Genomic DNA, 18,584 nt, shown 5'->3' with positions numbered 1-18,584 from the left:
TCCGTTACGGTCGAGTGATCTGACGGAGCACGATAGCGCGCTTCAACAGGCTTAAGGGCGACCAAGCGAATTGGCGCGCCAGGTCCATCAGCCTGACGTTGCGCTTGGCCTGAATGGCCTTTCGGGCCTGCCACGCTTTGCCCCAACCTTTGAAGCCATCAGCCAATCCACGGCCATAGGCAGGGCCTGCGCCACGCCAAGCCGTGTGCGCCCACAGTAAAAGCGTCGCTGCGAGATGGGGCAGAAGCAGCAACCAGAACAGGGCACCCGGCATGTTTCGAATAAAGGTCCACAGTCGGTTGCGCGTGCCGTGATAGACGGCGAAGTCAGACAGTCGCCCGCTCGAAGCAGAGCCCATATGGCGCACCTGTGCATCCGCCACTTGTACAACTTGCCCGCCCGCCAAACGGTGGCGAAACCCAAGGTCGACGTCTTCGCAATAGCAGAAATAGCTTTCTTCATAGCCACCCAATTGGGCAAATATGTCCGCGCGCCACATAGACGCAGCGGCACACGGGCTGAAGGTCTGACCATCGGATAAGTCACTTGGCCACGGTTTGCGATAGCCACCGCGAAACGGAATGCCAAATGCATGATAGACATCGCCGGCCCCATCCAGCAGGGTCGGGTCCTCGTCCAAAATCTGGGTGGAGCCGAATGCGGTTACGTCCCGATAGCGCTCGGTTGCAGCCATTAACGACTCGAGCCACTCAGGCTCTGGAAAGGCATCTGGGTTAAGGCAGATGATCCACTGGCCGCTTGCTAGGTTGGCGGCCTGATTATTCGCTGCGGCAAAGCCTGTATTAGTTGCGTTGGCAACAAATTGTGTCGCCCGCGCTTGGGTCACTAAGTCCGGATCCGTGCCGTCGGGCGAGGCATTGTCGATCAGAATGGTCTCAAAGTCGCGACAGGTCTGCGCGTCGAGACAGTCAAACAAGCGCGGCAAATGAGTCCGGCTCTTGTAAGCAACAATCAGGATCGAGACGTGCGGCCCAGCCAAGTTCAGCCAAGAGCCTCAACGGCTGCACAGACGGCTTCGCTGGTGATGCCAAAGTGCGCGTAAAGCGCTTGATAAGGCCCAGATGCGCCAAAGCCCTTCATGCCAATGAAGGTGCCTGTCGGGCCAATCCAGCGGTCCCAGCCATAACGCACAGCTGCTTCAATTGCGATCTTGGGCAAGTCGCCACCCAAGACTTCTTGTTGATAGGCTGTCGACTGGGCCTCAAACAATTCGAGGCAGGGAGCCGAGACGACGCGCACGCCAACACCAGCTTCAGCCAGTTTGGCTTGGGCTGCCATGGCAATTTCAACTTCTGACCCGGTGGCAATCAAGACCGCCTTCTCTGGCAGGCTCGAAGGTGACAAGACATAGGCACCCTGCGCGCTGCGATTGGTTGGCGACCCATCTTTGCGTTGGAAGGCGAGCTTCTGGCGGGTCAAGGACAGTACAGATGGCGTCTTCGGCGCGAGCAACGCCAGTTCCCAGCACTCGGCGACTTCGACCGGGTCACAAGGGCGGAACACATTGACGTTGGGAATGGCGCGCAGCGACGCAAGGGTCTCAACTGGCTGGTGGGTTGGTCCATCTTCGCCCAAGCCAATGCTGTCATGGGTCAAGACGTGGATGGTGCGGACTTCCATCAAAGCGCCGAGGCGCAGGGCTGGACGCAGATAATCGGCAAACACGAGGAAGGTGCCGGAATAGGGCACGACGCCGCCATGCAGGGCCATGCCGTTCATGGCTGCGGCCATCCCATGTTCGCGAACACCGTAATGGATGTAACGCTCTTGATAAGCGTTTGCCCCAAAGCCCTTCATGCCGGCCACTTTGGTGTTCACGGAACCGGTCAAGTCCGCCGAGCCGCCCATGAGAAGATCAAAGGCCGGGACCAAGATTTCTAATGCGGCACCAGAGCTTTCGCGGGTCGCCAAGGATGGCGCTCTTTCGGCCATGGCAGCGCAATGGGCTTCGGTGAGGGCGCGCAACTTCGCTGGGTCGATCTTTGCGTTTAATAGGTCTTCGATTGCGACATGGTCCGCCCGCTTGTCCATCCGTGCTTGCCACTCGGCATGGGCTCTCGCTCCGCGACTGCCGGCGGCGCGCCAATCGGCGACAATCGCGTCTGGCACGACGAAGGGTGCATGTGGCCAATTGAGAGCTTTGCGCGTGGCTTCAATCTCGGAAGCTCCGAGCGGCGAGCCGTGTGTCTTGGCGGTCCCAGCCAGATTGGGGGAGCCAAAGCCAATTTGCGTGCGGCAGGCGATCAAAACTGGACGGTCAGAGGATAAAGCCGCAGACATCGCCGCTTCCAGTGCAACCGGATCATGGCCGTCAACCCGGCATGTTTGCCAGCCAGCAGCATCAAAGCGCTGGAGTTGGTCGCCAGTCTCGGCAACCGACAAAGCCCCGTCGATGGAAATCTCATTATCATCCCACAGGACGATCAAACGGTTCAGCCGCAGGTGGCCTGCCAAGGAAATCGCCTCGTGGCTGATCCCTTCCATCAAGTCACCGTCTGATGCGATAACCCAGGTGTGGTGGTCGCAAACATCTGCGCCCAAAGTGGCCCGTAAGTGGGCCTCGGCCATCGCCATACCAACGGCGGTGGAAATACCTTGGCCCAAAGGACCGGTCGTGGTTTCAACGCCGGGAACATGACCATATTCCGGATGACCCGCCGTGAGGGCGCCCATTTGCCGAAAGTTCTTCAACTGATCCATTGTCATGGCTTCACAGCCAGTCAGATGCAGCAGCGAATAAATCAGCATGGAGCCATGGCCAGCCGACAAGACAAAACGGTCCCGATCTTGCCACTCAGGGGCCTTTGCGTCGAATTTCAGAAACTTGGTAAACAGGACCGTCGCCACATCTGCCATGCCCATGGGCATGCCGGGATGTCCAGAATTGGCGGCCTGAACGGCATCCATCGACAAGAAGCGGATGGCGTTGGCGAGGTCTGTATGGCTGGTCATGGGAGGGGAAACTTTCGTCGGCTGAATGACGGACCGCATATAGGACTCGCCGCCGCGTCACAATGGTAAACGGCACCTATTCCACCCTAATCAGTGCCTCAATAATCGGCGGACTCATTGCAGACTCATTGTGGTCAAAATCTACGCCCGATTTTGTCGTAGTAAGGGTGCATACCTAACTCACACACAGAGTGAGACCCGAATATGACCATCCTTCCTTACCCAAAGTCCCGTCGTCGCGTTGCCAAGCCAAAGTCCACCCCTTTGGCGGTGGCAATTGCCCCACCATCGGGCGCATTGCTCAATGCCATCCTATCCTATGCCGACATTTCTGAGGATATTGGTGGCGGGATGACGCTATTGCGGGTCAGCGCTAAGCGCATGGATGATGCGGTCATCGCGCAAAGTCTTGGTCGCGAGGCTGCGCGCTTGGCCGATGTCTCCATCCTCTGGAATGACGATGAGAGCGAGATTCATGCCGTCTTGGATGCAGCCATTCCAAGCGGGGTTGAGGATTTCTGGACCGAGCCTCAGTTTGAGCTGACGGATTTGGCGATGGCCTATCTCGACGAAATGCTCGACACCGAAGAGCGCGCCAAGGCTGGTTAGCCTATTATTTGCGCAGCTTAGCGTCTCATAAACACTTTATTCGCCATAATCTTGCCTTGTGAGGGGTAACATGCGGCCACAAACCGCCTTATAAGTAAGCTTATGACGACAATTGCTCTGGTCGATGACGACGAAAACATCCGCGCTTCCCTGGAAATCCTCTTCCAGAGCGAAGGTTATGACGTGCGCACTTATCCGGACGGGGCCACGGCGCTGCCTGCCTTGATCTCGGACCCGCCAGATATTGCGATCCTAGATATCAAAATGCCACGTATGGACGGGGTGGAATTATTGCGTCGCGTTCGGGAAAGCTCCGACGTGCCAGTCATTTTCTTGACGTCGAAGGATGATGAGATCGACGAAGTCATTGGCTTTTCAGTCGGTGCCGATGATTTCATCCGTAAGCCCTTCTCGACTCGCCTATTGTCGGAGCGGGTGAAGGCCGTTTTGCGCCGCTCTCGTCCAATCGACGCCGTTGAAGATGAGGCTAGTACTTCCGACGGTGACAAGAAGGTCGTTACACGGGGCTCGCTGACCATGGACCCAAATCGGCATGCTTCCTATTGGAAGGGAAAGCCCGTCCGCCTGACGGTGACAGAATTCCTCTTGCTACAAGCCCTTGCCCAGCGGCCCGGCTTTGTTAAGAGCCGTGACCAGCTTATGGACGCTGCCTATGACGACAGCGTCTATGTCGATGACCGCACCATTGACAGCCACGTGAAGCGTGTGCGCAAGAAATTCCGTGAAGTTGATGGTGAGTTTGACGCCATCGAGACGCTTTATGGGGTCGGCTATCGCTACAAAGAATCCTAAAAAGAAGCCAACTGAACCCTTTGGCAAAACCCGAAGGCAGCGCCGTCGTGGCGGCATTGCGGGCATTATCTTTATCGCGAACTTTGCCGGCATCGTCATTCTGGTGCTGGGCTCACTTCTGTTCAACGAATTACGATCCGGCCTAACTAAAGCGCGTATGGACGCCTTGCGCGCGCAGGGTTCGACCATCGCCAGTGTCTTGGCCGAAGCTGCAATTCCAGCTGATGCCGTACCTGTCTTAGATGAAGGCCGAGCCCGCGCGATTTTGCGGCGATTATCGCGAGAGCCGGGGGCCCGCCTGCGCCTGTTCAGCCGAGACCTCCGCCCCATCGCTGACAGCACAATCTTGGACGATATCGTCAATGTGCGGGAATTGCCGCCTTTGGGGCCTGCGGCACCCGATATTGGGGAGGTGGCCGGCAAGGCTGTCTCCAATGTGAGGGTCTTCATTCAAGGTGCCAGCGACGACCCTAAAAAAGCGCTTATCCGTGAAGTGTCCACTGCTCTGCAGGGCAATGTCGTCCAAAGCGAGCGCTTTGATGAAGAAGGTCGACGGGTAGTCTCGGTTACCGTCCCCATTCAGCGCATTCGCGCCGTTGTTGGAGTTTTGACCCTTGAAAGCGGGGATGTCAGCGAGATCGTGGAGGCAGAACGACGCGCCCTTTACCCCTTCATCTTCTCGGCCATTTTGGTGACGGCGATTTCGGCCAGTATGTTGGCTTGGTCCATCGCCGTGCCGCTGCGCCGTTTAGCTGCAGCTGCAGACAACGTCCGGCGAGGGCGTGCCCAAGCTTTGGACGCAGATTCTTTACGCAAGCGTCCAGACGAAATCGGGGACTTGGCAGACGCCTTGGCTGCGATGACGGCTACGCTGCAAGACAGAATTGACGCCAATGAAAGTTTTGCCGCCGATGTCGCGCACGAAATCAAGAACCCCTTGGCCGCGATCCGCAATGCCGCCGAGCTTTTGCCCCGCGCGACCACGCCTGAAAGCAAAACAAAGCTTGAATCCATCATTCTAAGCGATGCACGCCGGGTGGATCGCTTGGTGACTGACATCGCCAATGCGTCTCGATTGGACGCCGAACTCGCCCGTGCCAGCCAGCAGAAGTTCTTTATGGCGGACATGATCGATGATCTCGCCAGAGCTTATGGGTCGATTGGTCATGCGCGCGAAGTAGAAATTGTCGTGCGCCATCCAGATGAGACCGACCGTTTGGCGGTGAGTGGCCGCGAAGAGGCCATCTCGCGCATCCTTACGAACCTGCTCGATAATGCGCTGTCTTTCTCGCCGACAGACGGCAGGGTTAGCTTATTCGGCATCCGGGACGGCAAAGTCATCCGGATCACGATAGAAGATGAAGGTCCCGGCATTCCCGAAGAATCCCTGCAAAGTATCTTCAACCGCTTCTATACCCACCGTCCGACCAGTGTCGGCGAAGAAGGTCAAGCCGCTTTTGGCAAACACTCCGGCCTTGGCTTGGCGATTGCCCGTCAAATTGCCGAAAGTCACGGTGGCGCGGTCTGGGCAGAGAATCGGGAAGATCGCAGCGGCGCACGCTTTGTTCTGGAGTTGCCTGCAGTCTAGGCGTTACGGCGTCGCCAAGCCTGGGTGGGCCAGCAAATCATGGGTCACGACGGGATAGAGCGAGGCCAACAGCGTAAGTGCGGCGATAACGTTGAAGGCGCGAAGTTTGACCGGATCATGCAAAAATTGACGCATCTGCATGCCTAGAAACGCCCATAGGCCAACGGTAGGCAAATTAATGGCACCAAATACAGCCGCCACAACCAATAGACCCAGCATCGGGTGATCCGCTGGCACATAGGCCGTAACAGACATGAGAGCCATCGTCCAAGCCTTCGGATTTACCCATTGGAATAAGCAAGCTTGAAGGAAGCTAAAGGGCTTTGCCGTCGCCGCCGCGTCAGCCTTGGGAGCCGCAGCTGTGGCAATCTTCCACGCTAAATAGATCAAATAGACGACGGATCCGACTTTTAGAACGGTATAGGCTACGGGGAAGCGCACAAAAACTTGCGCCAATCCGAGGCCGATCAAGACAGTCATCAGGACAAATCCAATCGAGACGCCCAGCATGTGGGGCAAGGTGCGGGCAAAGCCGAAATTGGTCCCAGATGCCATCAGCATCAGATTATTAGGCCCCGGTGTGATCGAGGAAACGAGGGCAAAGCCACACAGGCCAAAGAAGAGTTCTTGTGTCATCATGGCGCAACAATATGCGAAGTACATTCGAATGTCCTTGCAAATTACGCAATATGGACTAGATCATCACATGTTATGACTACATTGGATGATATTGACCGAAGAATCTTGCATGTGCTTTCTCAGGATGGGCGCATCAGTAATGTGGAACTTGCCGGCAAAGTGGGCTTATCACCCTCAGCCTGTCTCAGGCGTGTGCAGGAATTAGAGCGGCGGGACATCATTCAAGGCTATCGCGCACAACTCAATGCCGCTGCCCTTGGCATCGGGTTTCTGGCCTATGTGACGGTAGGTCTCTCGCGTCATACCAAGCAAGAGCAGGCAGATTTTGAAGCCGCCATAAAGCGCGCGCACCAAGTTCGGGAATGCCACAATATTACAGGTACGGTAGAATATTTATTGCGGGTTGAGACGACTGACTTGCCTGCCTACAAGCATTTCCACACCGAAGTCCTCGGCGCTCTGCCACAGGTTTCCACCATCACCAGCTATATCGTCATGGGCTCGCCCAAGGATGAGCGGGGGTAAACCCCCGCCATCGACTAATAAACCCGTAGCTTTGGTGGAATGGTCGCCACATCGTTGCTCATGGTGTTCATGTGCACAGGGCGATAGTCGATTTTGACTGAACCTGTTGCTTCATCATACCAAGTCAGCGTGTGCTTCATCCAATTGACGTCGTCGCGGTCTGCATAGTCTTCGCGGGCATGGGCACCACGGCTTTCGGTCCGGTTGGCTGCGCCATACATGGTCACCATGGCTTGGCTCAACAAATTGTCGAATTCCATGGCTTCGGCGAGGTCAGAGTTCCAGATCATCGAGCGGTCGGTGATGGCGATGTCTGGCGCGCCAGAGAACACTTTGTCCATCTCCTTGCAGCCTTCGTCCAAGGTTTCCCCTTCCCGATAAACCGCACAATGGTTCTGCATGACCTTCTGCATTTGCAAGCGCAGCGCTGCCGTGGGCGTGCCGCCCTTGGCTTGGCGGAAGCGGTCCAGACGCGCCAGATGGCTGTCGGTCATCGCATCGGTGATTTCTGGCTGACGGGCACCAGTTTGCACGGTCTCGCCACAGCGCAGTCCGACAGCGCGGCCAAACACCACCAAGTCGATCAAGGAGTTAGAGCCCAAACGATTAGCCCCATGCACCGACACGCAAGCCGCTTCGCCCACAGCCATGAGGCCGCGAACAACTTGGTCTGGGTCGCCACCGACCTTGGTCAGCACTTCGCCATGATAATTGGTCGGGATGCCGCCCATATTGTAATGCACGGTTGGCAGAACAGGGATCGGCTCTTTGGTGACATCGACGCCAGCAAACACTTTGGCGCTTTCCGAGATGCCGGGCAGGCGCTGGGCCAGAATGGCTGGGTCCAAATGGTCGAGATGGAGGTGGATGTGGTCCTTACCGGGGCCAACGCCACGACCTTCGCGGATCTCCATCGTCATGGCGCGCGAGACCATATCCCGTGGGGCCAAGTCTTTCACGGTCGGTGCATAACGCTCCATAAAGCGTTCGCCTTCCGAATTGGTCAGATAGCCGCCTTCTCCGCGTGCGCCTTCAGTGATCAAGCAGCCTGCGCCATAAATGCCGGTTGGGTGGAATTGAACAAATTCCATATCCTGCAAGGGTAGACCCGCCCGCAGCACCATCGCATTACCATCACCGGTGCAGGTGTGGGCGCTGGTGCAGCTGAAATAAGCGCGGCCATAACCGCCAGTGGCCAGAACTGTACGCTGGGCGCGGAAGCGGTGCAGCTTGCCGGTCGCCAATTCCCAAGCGGTCACCCCGATGCAGGCACCGGTCTCGTCCATGATCAGATCAAGGGCGAAATACTCAATGAAGAACTCCACGTCATATTTCAGCGAATTGCCATACAAAGTGTGCAGGATGGCATGGCCGGTCCGGTCGGCGGCAGCACAGGTACGCTGCACAGGCGCTTCGCCATAATTGCGGGTCATACCACCAAAGGCGCGCTGATAGATTTTTCCGTCCTCGGTGCGCGAGAAGGGCACGCCCCAATGCTCTAGTTCATAGACGGCGGCAGGTGCGTTGCGGGTCAGATATTCGATTGAGTCTTGATCGCCCAACCAGTCCGACCCCTTGACGGTGTCAAACATATGCCAGCGCCAGTCGTCTTCGCCCATATTGCCCAAAGCTGCCGAGATACCGCCTTGCGCGGCCACCGTGTGCGAACGTGTCGGGAAGACTTTTGAGATACAGGCTGTTTTCAGGCCAGCTTGTGCGGCACCCAAGGCCGCGCGCAATCCAGAGCCGCCTGCACCTACCACTACAACATCGAAGGTATGGTCATTCCACTGATAGTCGGCCGTCATGGGCTTAAGCTCCAACGAATACTTTGGCGACCGAAAGGATCGCGATGACTGCTAAGATAGCGGGGATGGCCGTGTTGGCGAGCAAAGATACAGTGCGCGCAACAGCGCCTGTGACATAATCCTCAATCACCACTTGCATGCCGAGGCGCATATGGAACAGGCCCGTCAGAACTAGAAGGGCAGTCCCTGCGGCATTTACGGGGTGCTTCATCCAACCCATGACACTGTCATAGCTGCCATCGGTGCCTAGTAGGATCGACAAGGCAAACCAAGGTAGCAGGACGGCGAGGAAAATCGCGGTCGCACGCTGCTGGATAAAGTGACCGACGCCATGCTTGGCCGATCCAAGACCGCGAGCGCGAGATAGCGGGGTGCGTAAAGAGTGGTTCATCGTCTACCCCTATGCCAAAAACGCGAGTGCAAAAACCAAAACCGCCCCGACAGCACCGGCGACAATGGTCGCCCAACCGGTCGCAGTCGACACTTTCGGATCAAAGCCTTTACCAGCATCCCACGCGAGGTGACGGATGCCATTGGCCAAGTGGTAGCAAGCCGCAGCGGTGATGCCGAAAAGGATCAATAGGCAAAGCGGGCTCATCAGAAAGCTCATGAAATCGGCATAGGCCGCAGGGCCACTGGCCAAAGCCACGACCCATGCAGTCAGGACAATTGCACCCAGATAAAGGGCGACGCCCGATGCCCGGTGGAAAATCGATGTCGCCATCGTCACGTGCCAACGCCAGACTTGCAGGTGTGGCGACAAAGGTCGCTTATCGTTTGCTTGTGGGCCTGCCATACTTATCCCCAAATTACTTGTCTGTGACATGGAAGAGAGCGACCGTTTCGTCAACGTTTCTCGTCAGGTGAAGTGGCAAAGGAGCTTCATTTAACTGGGTTTAGCTGCATGTTTTAAAACAAGTTGGCTTAAGGGGCCGATCTCTAAGCTATGAGCAGTAAGGACCAGACTTTTATCATCCTGCAGTGCCAGCCAAGCCTCAATCCATGTCTGCCAGGCTTCATGAAAGTCAATCAGCGCCGCCATGCCCTTTTTGCCCTTCGCCCGCGTCCATTCAGTCCCATCAATCCAAGCCAAATTACGGGCTGACCAATCTCGACTGCTAGATTTGTGGAGGTTTTCGAGGTGTGCTGCCATATCATCCACACGAAGATATACGATCAGCGGGTTGGCTTTAGCCACAGCGGCCAAGCGCGTCGTCGCAAGGTCCACTAATTGCGCGTCTGATGCACCGTTGGCAAAAGCTGGCAATAAAGTGTTTTGGATCAACGTCGCATCTAGTAGCACGACCCCTCGATTGACGACACATTGGGCTGCCAACCGGGCCCAGGGGTCGAGACCATAAGCTTTGGGTGCCGGTTCGCGGCCCACCAAAAGGTCGACTTGCTCGGTTCTGATGGGGTGGTCTGGGTCAAATTCCAGAAACGCGCGCGCTTCAAGCCCCTTGGCCTCTAAGTGCTCAGCAAGCCGCATCGTTAGGCTTGTCTTGCCGGCACCGATGGGCCCTTCGATCATGAGGAGGTGTCGATGGAATGTGCTCGTCATCTTTTAGCCCGAAATTGAAGTCCTATATGGGAAACCAGCACTGCCTGCGCCTTAGGCAGAATGGGTCAATGGGGTCCATTTTAGCCATAACAACTTTGTCATCATCTTCTGCGACGGAATAGACGTATAGCTACGTTCAATACGCTAAGCAAAAATCCATCTGGGTGGCTTACAGCTGTCCAACAAGAAAAATAGGTCTCCCCGATGTCCATTCGTTTGGCACTTTTAAGCAGTGCGGCTGCGCTTTTGCCTTTGGGCTTTTCCACGCCACTTCTGGCGCAAACTGCACAGATACAGCCAGCTAAAACCACGGCGGTTCCGGTCACCGTCCAACCTATCGACCCGCCTTCTGCGGTTCAAGATGACCAGCCGGTTGAGGAAATTGTGGTGCGTGCCCAGCGCGGCCCAAATTCTGTGCCAGGTGATGCGGTCCCTGAAACCACTTTGGATACCGTTGAAATCACTGCCTTGGGGGCGTCCAACGTTGCCGAAGTGCTCGCCGCTTTAGGCCCTCGCGCCGGTTCAGGCCGTGGGCGTGGAAGTGGCCCGCCTGTTATCCTGCTGAATGGGCGACGCATCGGCAGCTTCCGTGAGGTTCAAGGCCTTGCTTCCGAGGCCATTCTGCGCGTTGAGGTCTTTCCGGAATCTACCGCCCTACAATATGGCTATTCAGCAGATCAGCGCGTCATCAACTTCATTCTGAAAGACAAATTTCGCGCCATCACCACTGAAATTACAGCTGGAACAGCTGCAGAGGGCGAACAATCGCGCGGTGAACTCGAATTGGGCGTATTGAACATCGGCGCCAAAGGGCGGTTGTCGATTAATGGTGAAGTGTCCAGTCAGAATAGCGTCACCGAAGCCGAGCGTGGTGTGCGCCGCGCTGCATCTCCCGCCAGTTCTGCTTTCAGAACGCTTTTGCCTGAGACGAGCGCCGCAGAGCTGGGCATCAGCTACAACCGCAATTTCGGCAAGTCGATGGGCGCTACGTTCGATCTCCGTTTTGACTCAAATGAAAGTCAAAGCTTGTTAGGTCTGGCGCTCAGTCCCACAGGTTTGCCAGTTGCAAATGCGCCGATCGAGCGCAATTCAAAGGTGGATACATCGCGTGCGGCTGTCACCGTCAATGGCACGACCGCTGGCTGGCAATGGACGGCCACAGGCTCTGCCGATCAGACCAAATCGGACACTAAGACTCTCTCTGCCTTGACCCAGCCCCAGACGGCCAATTCCACGGCCAGTGTCTTCGAGGCGATTTATAACACGACCGGCCCGCTTATCGATGTACCAGCTGGGCCAATTCGTGGATCCTTCCGCCTTGGCTATCAGGATCGCCAGCTCGACTCAGAATCCACACGCAATGGACTTGTCACGCTGACCAATCTCAGCCGAGGTGATGTCACAGCGCGTGGTAATCTTTCGGTCCCAGTGACCAGTCGGCGTTCGGGCTTTGGAGAAAAGTTTGGCGACTTGAGTCTCAGCGTGAATGGTTTTTACACCGACTTGTCGGACTTTGGCGGTCTACAGGGCGGTGGACTTGGGGTGAATTGGTCCCCGATCACGACGGTGCGTTTATCCGTGGCTTATGATGCCTCAGAGGCCGCCCCCAGCATTCAGCAATTGGGCAATCCTGTTCTCGTGACACCGGGTTCTGCGGTGTTCGATTTCCAAAGCGGCCAAACTGTTTTGGTCAACCGCACCAGCGGTGGCAATTCAAGCCTGAAAGCAGAAAGCCGCGCCGATACCACCTTTAGCGTCAATTATTCGCCTGCGAAGTTTGAAGGCCTCGACCTCACGCTGAGCTATGCGATCAATACCAGCGAAGATACGGTCGCGTCCTTTCCCTTGTTAACGCCCGCATTGGAGGCCGCTTATCCGCGTCGCTTTGAACGCAATAGTGCAGGTGTTCTCACCGGGATTGATCAGCGCCCGATCAATTATGATTCCGCTGACAGCACGATTTTGCGCTATGGCTTTTCTTTCTCCAAGGGCTTTGGCCCCCAAATTGGGCGCGGCCCCGGTGGCCCCGGCGGTCCCGGTGGATTTGGCGGTGGCCAGCGGCCACCTGTGCCAGCTACTACCTCAGCTAACGGCCAAGCTAGCCCAGCAAACCAGCGGCCAAGCCGACCACAAGAGGGTGGGGCGGTCACCGGTGCGGGCGCAGGCCAAGCGAGAACACCGACAACTGGGCAAGCATCTCCAGCAACCAGTCAGCGTCCAGCTGCGGGTTCACCGGTTGGCTTTGGTGGCGGACGCGGCGGTCCGCCTCCCGGAGTCTTCTTTGGCGGCGGCGGATTTGGCGGTGGCGGATTTGGTGGCGGCCCCGGTGGCGGGCCGGGTGGTCAAGCTGGCCGTTGGAGCATTTCCATTTTCCATTCCATCAAGCTGGAAGATACCATTGTCTTAGCTCCAAATTTGCCAAAGTTGGACTTGCTCGAAGGGGCAGCGGTTGATGATGGCGGCGGATCGCGCCGCCATACGGTCGAGTTTAATGGCGGTTGGTCCTATATGGGCATTGGCTTCCGAGCCTTTGGTGAATGGCGTGGCGAGAGCAAGATCATTGCCAGTGCAAGCGGCGTTCCCGGTGCGACGGATCTCTATTTCGACGATCAGCTTACGTTTAACTTGCGCGGCTTCTTGAATTTCGAAGCGCGCCCTCAATGGGTCAAGAAAGCGCCCTTCCTCAAGGGCTCTCGTTTGATCCTGCGGGTCGATAATCTGACCGATTCCGCTCAAACTGTCCGCAACTCTGCCGGCAATACGCCTGAAGCCTATCAAAAGGCTTTGCTTGCGCCGCGTGGCCGTTCTGTGGAGCTGAGCTTTAGAAAGCAGTTCTAGGCCGCCAAACCCAGTCACTGCCTGCGTGCAGAGATTGACTCTTAGCCAAGCGCTCTGTAACAGCGCGCGTTCAAATTTCTTCTCTATAAAGGCGGTTATCCGCCAGGAGTAACTGCCGTGAAACGCACGTTTCAACCATCTAACCTCGTCCGCGCTCGTCGCCATGGTTTCCGCGCCCGTATGGCAACCAAAGGCGGCCGTCTGGTTTTGGCCCGTCGTCGCGCCAAAGGCCGTAAGCGTCTGAGCGCTTAGGATATCTGGCGGCCTGGGCAATCCCATGTCCGTTAGCCCGCCTGCCATCATTGATCGGCTGACTATTCGTCGTCAGTTTTTGCATGTCGCTCAGGGTCGCAAGGCCGCTGGGCGATTTGTGTTATTGCAGGCTCGGCCTACTGCCGACGCGGCGGCTGAAACGAAGGGTCTGATCCGCTATGGCCTGACAGCCTCCAAGAAAGTCGGCAACGCCGTCACACGTAATCGGGCGCGCCGCCGTCTGCGTGCAGCAATGTTACAGCTATTGCCACTTCATGGACGGTCCGGTTTTGACTATGTAGCTGTCGCGCGTACTGCAACTGTGACAGCAGAATGGCCAGCATTGCTTGACGACCTGACTACCCTGTTCTTAAGGCTGTCGGCGAAGTCTGCCCCTCCACCTGTTACAACCGCCACAGCCACATCTTAGAAGCTGATAGCAAGGACCCCAATGTCCCCGTCTCCTATGTCTCCGCCACCCTCAGCGCCTGATACGAAGAACCTCGCGATCGCGATTGCCTTGTCTTTGGCGATCCTGCTTGGCTTTCAATACTTCTATGAAATGCCACGCGAGAAGGCTCGGATGGCAGAGATGGCGCAAAAGCGCGAGGCGCAAGCCGCTGCTCAAAAAGCGGCCGCCGCTCAACCCGCTGTTACGCCGGTTCAAGCCGCAGCATCTTCAGGCCAGCCGGTCAGCCGTCCGGATGCTTTGGGTCTTAGCCAGCGCATCAATATTGATGCGGATGCTGTCAGCGGGACGGTTTCCACCCTGGGCGCGCGGTTCGATGATTTGGTTCTGAAGCGCTATAAGGACACGATCAAGAAAGACTCCAAACCAGTCACCCTGCTGCATCCTCAAGGTACGGCAGACGGCTATTATGCCTTCTTTGGCTTTACGGCACCCGATGGCAGCGCCGGCGCACTTCCTGGCCCCAACACCGTTTGGAAGGCCATTCCTGGCGAGAAGCTCACGCCAGCCACGCCCATCACCTTAACCTATGACAACGGCCAAGGCCTAACGTTCAAGCGCGTGGTAAAGGTCGATAAGAATTATCTCTTTACGGTCACCGACACGGTCGCAAACGCGGGCGCCGCCCCCGTTACGTTGCAGCCCTACGGCGCGATACGTCGCCATGCCAAGCCAAAAGAGCCACCCAATGGTATCAATCACGAAGGCATGGTTGGCATGTTTGATGGCAAGCTCAAGCTGATGAATTATCAGAAGCTTGAAAAGGGTGAAGCCCTGCAGCAAGCCGGTACCGGCGGCTGGCTCGGCATCACAGATAAATATTGGCTATCTGCGTTGATCCCAGATCAAAAGACCAAAGTGGATGGTGCCTTTAAAGTCACCCAATTGCCCAACGAGGAAGTGTTTGAATCAAGCTTTATTGCCGCGCCTGTTGCTTTAGGCGCAGGACAAAGTCTGACTACCACGCAACATCTTTTTGCGGGCTCGAAGCGGGTCTCAGAATTGCGGGCGCTTGGTCAAGAATTGGGTCTGCCGCGATTTGAGGATGCAGTCGACTGGGGCATGTTCTGGTTCCTGACCAAGCCCTTTTACGCCATGCTCATGTTCTTCAACGGCTTAGTCGCAAACAATATTGGCATTGCGATTTTGATGGTCACCGTGGTCATCAAGGTCGTAACATTCCCGCTGGTCTACACGAGCTACAAAAGCTTTGCGAAACTGCGCGATCTCGCGCCTAAAATGGCTGAGATAAAAGAGCGCTTTGCCGCCGACGTGCAGCGCCAACAGCAAGAAACCATGAAGCTTTATCAGACGGAGAAGATCAATCCGGTGGCAGGTTGTATCCCAGCCTTGCTGCAAATGCCGATCTTCTTTGCGCTGTTCAAAGTGCTCTCGATCTCGCTCGAACTTCGCCATGCGCCTTTCTATGGCTGGATCCCCGATTTGTCGGCTAAGGACCCAACCACAATCTTCAACCTGTTCGGCCTGCTTCCCTATGATCCAACGGTCATCCCCGTAATCGGGACGTTCCTAGCGATTGGTGCTTGGCCGATCTTGTATGGTGTTTCGTTCTGGCTTTTGCAGAAGATGCAGCCTACGGCCACCGATCCGATGCAAGCTCAAATCTTTGCCCTGATGCCATGGATTTTCGTGTTCGTGTTCGCAGGCTTCGGCTCGGGTCTGGTCATCTATTACACGTGGTCCAACTTGCTGACGATTGTGCAGCAATATGTGATCTCGAAGCGATCAGGCACATCAAACCCGATTGACGAGTTCTTTGCCAAGCTTGGCAAGAAGAAAACGGCCTGATCATGTCTGAACCCATGGCTCCAATGCGTGACCTCCCACCAGGGGAGCGCCTGTTTCGCTTGGAGCCGCGTTTCCTCTGGGCGGCTAAGACCATGTCGGACTTGCCTCCCATGGGTGCACCAGAAGTCTGCTTTGCTGGGCGTTCAAACGTCGGCAAATCGAGCCTCGTGAATGCCTTGGTTGGCCGCAAAGGGCTGGCACGGGCATCTTCAGAGCCCGGGCGGACGCGCGAACTGATCTTCTTTGCCATCGCCGGCAAGGACGAGGTGGAGCGTATCCGGATTGTTGACTTGCCCGGCTATGGCCATGCGGTGGCCTCCAAAACAGAGATTGCACGCTGGAACGAAGCCACGCGGGACTTCTTGCGCGGCCGCGCAACGTTGAAGCGGGCCTTTGTGTTGGTTGATAGCCGTCATGGTCTCAAGCCCAATGACCTCGAAGTCATGCGCATGTTGGATACGTCCGCTTTGTCCTATCAAATTATCCTCACAAAAGTCGATAAATTGAAGAAAGGGGAGCTCGACGCCGTTCTTCTCGCCACAAAAGAGGGCTTAAAGAAGCGTCCAGCTGCACATCCTGAGGTTTTGCCAATTTCTTCGCACGAGAATCTTGGCATCAGCCAATTGCGAGAGGAAATCGCAACTTTCTCAGTTGAGTAGCATTTTAGCCATCAAAGACAGTGCAATATTCCCTTTTTTGGAGAATTACGCGAAGGCTTTGCGAGACTTGATCCCGCTTTTGCGACTGTCGGGCTGGGTTGGCGTCTCTTACCCTAGGTATTTGTGCAAACTTGAAGGACTTAAATAAAAAAGCCAGCGTTCATTTGACCCTAAGTTAAGGAGTTTATGCGACATTTTGCCGAAAAAGTCCGGTAAATTTGTTGGGTGTGGGGTTTGATCAACGCAATGGTGCAGCGCTTTACGCCACTCCAAATGCTAGAGACTGAACGAAGCGCACCGCTACTAAAGCTGTGTCCCTCGACCGCCAGCTATTGCGGTGTTGTGCGTCGATCAAGTTGGGTGGACATATGAGCATACCCGCCGCCAGCATCGACCATTTTGTCAAAACGGATTACGCGCGGGTCTTGGTCGTTGATGACGACCCCATTCTGCGCGAATTTGCCGTTTCCCACCTTGTCAGCCCCAGCGTGGAAGTCAGCGTTGCGGAAGATGGCTTGGTTGCTTTAGAGGCCCTGCGTAAGGGCGACTTTGATGTCGCCCTCGTGGACCTCGACATGCCCAACATGAACGGCTTCGAACTCATGGAGGCCATGGCCCGCGATCCACGCCTGATGAGCGTGCCTGTCGTCGTGATCACCGGCCGTGACGACATGGAAGCCATTGATTTGGCATTTGCAGCTGGGGCGACTTCCTTCGTTGTGAAGCCGATCAACTGGCGCTTGATTACGCATCAATTGGCCTATGTTCTGCGCAACAGCCGTTCGGAGGCCGCTATTCGCCAAGCCCGCGCCGCGGCGGAATCTGCCAGTAGAGCCAAAAGCGTTTTCCTCGCCAATATGAGCCATGAAATCCGCACGCCGCTGAACGGGGTGATTGGCTTGGCCGGTGCGCTTGGTCGCACGGCGCTGAGCGATGAGCAGTTTGAGATGGTCAGTTTGATCCGCCAATCGGGCCAGACGCTAGAGCGCTTCCTCACCGACATTCTCGACGTGTCAAAAATTGAAGCCGGAAAATTGTCCTTGCAGGTTGATACGTTTGACTTGCACGAAGCAATCGAGGCCGCTGTGCACCTGATGCAGACTGCGGCGACCGAGAAGTTCCTCAAATTCAGTCTAACCTTTGGACCCAATGCACGTGGACTGTTTAAAGGCGATGTGGTTCGCATTCGCCAGATTGTTTCCAACCTTGCCTCAAATGCAGTGAAGTTCACGAAGGAAGGTGGGGTAACGGTTCAAATTGAGGTCAATGAGCCTGAGACTGAGGGGGAGATGGCAACCCTCATAATCAAGGTTTCCGACACAGGTATTGGCTTTGACAAAGAAGCGCGCGCTCGGTTGTTTAATCGGTTCGAGCAAGCTGATGGGTCCATTACGCGCCAATTTGGTGGCACAGGTCTGGGTCTATCGATCTGTAAGGCGCTGACTGAAATGATGGGGGGCACAATCAGCGTTGTGTCGATCCCGGACCAAGGCTCCACCTTCATGGTGAAATTGCCTCTGAGCCGGTCTATGCCTTTGGATGCCTTTGATATTCTGCGCGCGATGCAGCCAACCACCTCAAACCAAGGGATGCCTGAAGAAAGCGAGTCGTCGCGGCTTCTGCGGGTATTGTTGGCGGAAGATCATCCGACAAATCAGCGTGTGGTGGCGATGATCTTACAGCCCTATGGCGTCGATCTCACAGTTGTCGAAAATGGTGTCAAAGCCATAGAGGCCTTTGAGGCTGGCAAGTTTGATGTTGTCTTGATGGACATGCAGATGCCAGAGATGGATGGCCTGAAGGCTACGCAGGCCATCCGTACCTATGAGCTGACGGCGCAACTGCCCCGCACCCCAATTGCCATGCTCAGTGCCAACGCGATGAAAGAACACGTTGAGCAGGCGCTTGAGGCAGGCTGCGACGTGCATATCGCTAAGCCTGTAACCCCTGAATCCCTTGCCAAAGGCATTGAGGCCGCTTTGGCCAGCGCAGTCGCGAGCCATCATAGCGGCAGTTCCGCCTATGCGCGCGCTTGAAGCCC

17 protein-coding genes are annotated in these 18,584 nt (G+C 56.2%); 10 read left to right on the top strand and 7 right to left on the bottom strand.

Translation table 11 applies throughout. From position 1 onward, the window contains the following. Positions 1 to 4: 4 nt before the first annotated feature. Positions 5 to 1,000, bottom strand: coding sequence for a glycosyltransferase family 2 protein (locus ACOVRA_RS09805; protein ID WP_421720126.1), 996 nt, complete (start codon positions 998 to 1,000; stop codon positions 5 to 7). A gap of 2 nt (positions 1,001 to 1,002) precedes the next feature. Next, a complete protein-coding gene (gene tkt, locus ACOVRA_RS09800) occupies positions 1,003 to 2,973 on the bottom strand; it encodes a transketolase (protein WP_421720125.1) in 1,971 nt (656 codons plus the stop codon). Between the two features lie 204 nt (positions 2,974 to 3,177). Here tkt and ACOVRA_RS09795 point away from each other — a divergent pair, with 204 nt between their 5' ends. The 3 genes from ACOVRA_RS09795 (at position 3,178) to ACOVRA_RS09785 (ending at position 5,983) form a co-directional block, all read left to right on the top strand. Continuing rightward, positions 3,178 to 3,582, top strand: a complete 405-nt coding sequence (locus ACOVRA_RS09795; RefSeq protein WP_421720124.1) for a hypothetical protein — start codon at positions 3,178 to 3,180, stop codon at positions 3,580 to 3,582. A 102-nt stretch (positions 3,583 to 3,684) separates the two neighbouring features. Further along, on the top strand, positions 3,685 to 4,395 hold the full coding sequence (locus ACOVRA_RS09790) for a response regulator transcription factor (protein ID WP_290802487.1): 711 nt from the start codon (positions 3,685 to 3,687) through the stop codon (positions 4,393 to 4,395). Beyond that, positions 4,364 to 5,983 (top strand): stimulus-sensing domain-containing protein, encoded by a 1,620-nt coding sequence (locus ACOVRA_RS09785; protein WP_421720123.1) that lies wholly within the window; start codon positions 4,364 to 4,366, stop codon positions 5,981 to 5,983. Before ACOVRA_RS09790 ends, ACOVRA_RS09785 begins: the two co-directional genes overlap by 32 nt. A 3-nt stretch (positions 5,984 to 5,986) precedes the next feature. On the opposite strand, the gene ACOVRA_RS09780 is transcribed toward ACOVRA_RS09785, so the two are convergent. Beyond that, positions 5,987 to 6,646: a LysE family translocator gene (locus ACOVRA_RS09780; protein ID WP_421720122.1), complete on the bottom strand. Its 660-nt coding sequence runs from the start codon at positions 6,644 to 6,646 to the stop codon at positions 5,987 to 5,989. A 48-nt stretch (positions 6,647 to 6,694) separates the two neighbouring features. Between ACOVRA_RS09780 and ACOVRA_RS09775 the strand changes: the two genes are divergently transcribed. Continuing rightward, positions 6,695 to 7,147: an Lrp/AsnC family transcriptional regulator gene (locus ACOVRA_RS09775; protein WP_290802479.1), complete on the top strand. Its 453-nt coding sequence runs from the start codon at positions 6,695 to 6,697 to the stop codon at positions 7,145 to 7,147. Between the two features lie 14 nt (positions 7,148 to 7,161). Here the strand turns inward: ACOVRA_RS09775 and sdhA are convergent, their stop codons facing one another. The 4 genes from sdhA to ACOVRA_RS09755 all read right to left on the bottom strand — a co-directional run bounded on the left by sdhA (position 7,162) and on the right by ACOVRA_RS09755 (position 10,516). Continuing rightward, a complete protein-coding gene (sdhA, locus tag ACOVRA_RS09770; RefSeq protein ID WP_421720121.1) occupies positions 7,162 to 8,955 on the bottom strand; it encodes a succinate dehydrogenase flavoprotein subunit in 1,794 nt (597 codons plus the stop codon). A gap of 4 nt (positions 8,956 to 8,959) precedes the next feature. After that, a complete protein-coding gene (gene sdhD / locus ACOVRA_RS09765) occupies positions 8,960 to 9,346 on the bottom strand; it encodes a succinate dehydrogenase, hydrophobic membrane anchor protein (protein ID WP_298229380.1) in 387 nt (128 codons plus the stop codon). Between the two features lie 9 nt (positions 9,347 to 9,355). Further along, entirely contained in the window at positions 9,356 to 9,751 is a 396-nt protein-coding gene (sdhC, locus tag ACOVRA_RS09760) for a succinate dehydrogenase, cytochrome b556 subunit (RefSeq protein WP_421720120.1), read from the bottom strand. Positions 9,752 to 9,841: 90 nt separating this feature from the next. Beyond that, complete coding sequence (locus ACOVRA_RS09755) at positions 9,842 to 10,516, bottom strand: hypothetical protein (protein WP_421720119.1); 675 nt, start codon at positions 10,514 to 10,516, stop codon at positions 9,842 to 9,844. A gap of 204 nt (positions 10,517 to 10,720) precedes the next feature. Here ACOVRA_RS09755 and ACOVRA_RS09750 point away from each other — a divergent pair, with 204 nt between their 5' ends. The 6 genes from ACOVRA_RS09750 to ACOVRA_RS09725 all read left to right on the top strand — a co-directional run bounded on the left by ACOVRA_RS09750 (position 10,721) and on the right by ACOVRA_RS09725 (position 18,579). Beyond that, positions 10,721 to 13,354 carry a hypothetical protein gene (locus ACOVRA_RS09750; protein ID WP_421720118.1) on the top strand — a complete coding sequence of 878 codons (2,634 nt, stop codon included), beginning with the start codon at positions 10,721 to 10,723 and terminating at the stop codon, positions 13,352 to 13,354. A gap of 117 nt (positions 13,355 to 13,471) precedes the next feature. Further along, positions 13,472 to 13,606, top strand: coding sequence for a 50S ribosomal protein L34 (gene rpmH / locus ACOVRA_RS09745; RefSeq protein ID WP_085341306.1), 135 nt, complete (start codon positions 13,472 to 13,474; stop codon positions 13,604 to 13,606). A 25-nt stretch (positions 13,607 to 13,631) separates the two neighbouring features. Further along, positions 13,632 to 14,036, top strand: a complete 405-nt coding sequence (gene rnpA / locus ACOVRA_RS09740; protein ID WP_421720117.1) for a ribonuclease P protein component — start codon at positions 13,632 to 13,634, stop codon at positions 14,034 to 14,036. Between the two features lie 21 nt (positions 14,037 to 14,057). Beyond that, positions 14,058 to 15,884, top strand: a complete 1,827-nt coding sequence (gene yidC, locus ACOVRA_RS09735) for a membrane protein insertase YidC (RefSeq protein ID WP_421720116.1) — start codon at positions 14,058 to 14,060, stop codon at positions 15,882 to 15,884. Positions 15,885 to 15,934: 50 nt separating this feature from the next. Beyond that, on the top strand, positions 15,935 to 16,543 hold the full coding sequence (gene yihA / locus ACOVRA_RS09730) for a ribosome biogenesis GTP-binding protein YihA/YsxC (RefSeq protein ID WP_421720134.1): 609 nt from the start codon (positions 15,935 to 15,937) through the stop codon (positions 16,541 to 16,543). 368 nt (positions 16,544 to 16,911) lie between these two features. Continuing rightward, positions 16,912 to 18,579, top strand: coding sequence for a response regulator (locus tag ACOVRA_RS09725; protein WP_421720115.1), 1,668 nt, complete (start codon positions 16,912 to 16,914; stop codon positions 18,577 to 18,579). Positions 18,580 to 18,584 lie beyond the last annotated feature (5 nt).

Source organism: Aquidulcibacter sp. (genome assembly GCF_049239865.1).
GTDB lineage: Bacteria > Pseudomonadota > Alphaproteobacteria > Caulobacterales > Aquidulcibacteraceae > Aquidulcibacter.
Note: the sequence above shows the minus strand (reverse complement) of the source record. Positions and strands in the feature narration are given on the sequence as shown.

Coding starts and splice junctions, on each gene's coding strand:
- tkt (WP_421720125.1), bottom strand. CDS start 2,973: ATGACCAGCCATACAGACCTCGCCAACGCCATCCGCTTCTTGTCGATG.
- ACOVRA_RS09795 (WP_421720124.1), top strand. CDS start 3,178: ATGACCATCCTTCCTTACCCAAAGTCCCGTCGTCGCGTTGCCAAGCCA.
- ACOVRA_RS09790 (WP_290802487.1), top strand. CDS start 3,685: ATGACGACAATTGCTCTGGTCGATGACGACGAAAACATCCGCGCTTCC.
- ACOVRA_RS09785 (WP_421720123.1), top strand. CDS start 4,364: ATGGGGTCGGCTATCGCTACAAAGAATCCTAAAAAGAAGCCAACTGAA.
- ACOVRA_RS09780 (WP_421720122.1), bottom strand. CDS start 6,646: ATGTACTTCGCATATTGTTGCGCCATGATGACACAAGAACTCTTCTTT.
- ACOVRA_RS09775 (WP_290802479.1), top strand. CDS start 6,695: ATGACTACATTGGATGATATTGACCGAAGAATCTTGCATGTGCTTTCT.
- sdhA (WP_421720121.1), bottom strand. CDS start 8,955: ATGACGGCCGACTATCAGTGGAATGACCATACCTTCGATGTTGTAGTG.
- sdhD (WP_298229380.1), bottom strand. CDS start 9,346: ATGAACCACTCTTTACGCACCCCGCTATCTCGCGCTCGCGGTCTTGGA.
- sdhC (WP_421720120.1), bottom strand. CDS start 9,751: ATGGCAGGCCCACAAGCAAACGATAAGCGACCTTTGTCGCCACACCTG.
- ACOVRA_RS09755 (WP_421720119.1), bottom strand. CDS start 10,516: ATGACGAGCACATTCCATCGACACCTCCTCATGATCGAAGGGCCCATC.
- ACOVRA_RS09750 (WP_421720118.1), top strand. CDS start 10,721: ATGTCCATTCGTTTGGCACTTTTAAGCAGTGCGGCTGCGCTTTTGCCT.
- rnpA (WP_421720117.1), top strand. CDS start 13,632: ATGTCCGTTAGCCCGCCTGCCATCATTGATCGGCTGACTATTCGTCGT.
- yidC (WP_421720116.1), top strand. CDS start 14,058: ATGTCCCCGTCTCCTATGTCTCCGCCACCCTCAGCGCCTGATACGAAG.
- ACOVRA_RS09725 (WP_421720115.1), top strand. CDS start 16,912: ATGAGCATACCCGCCGCCAGCATCGACCATTTTGTCAAAACGGATTAC.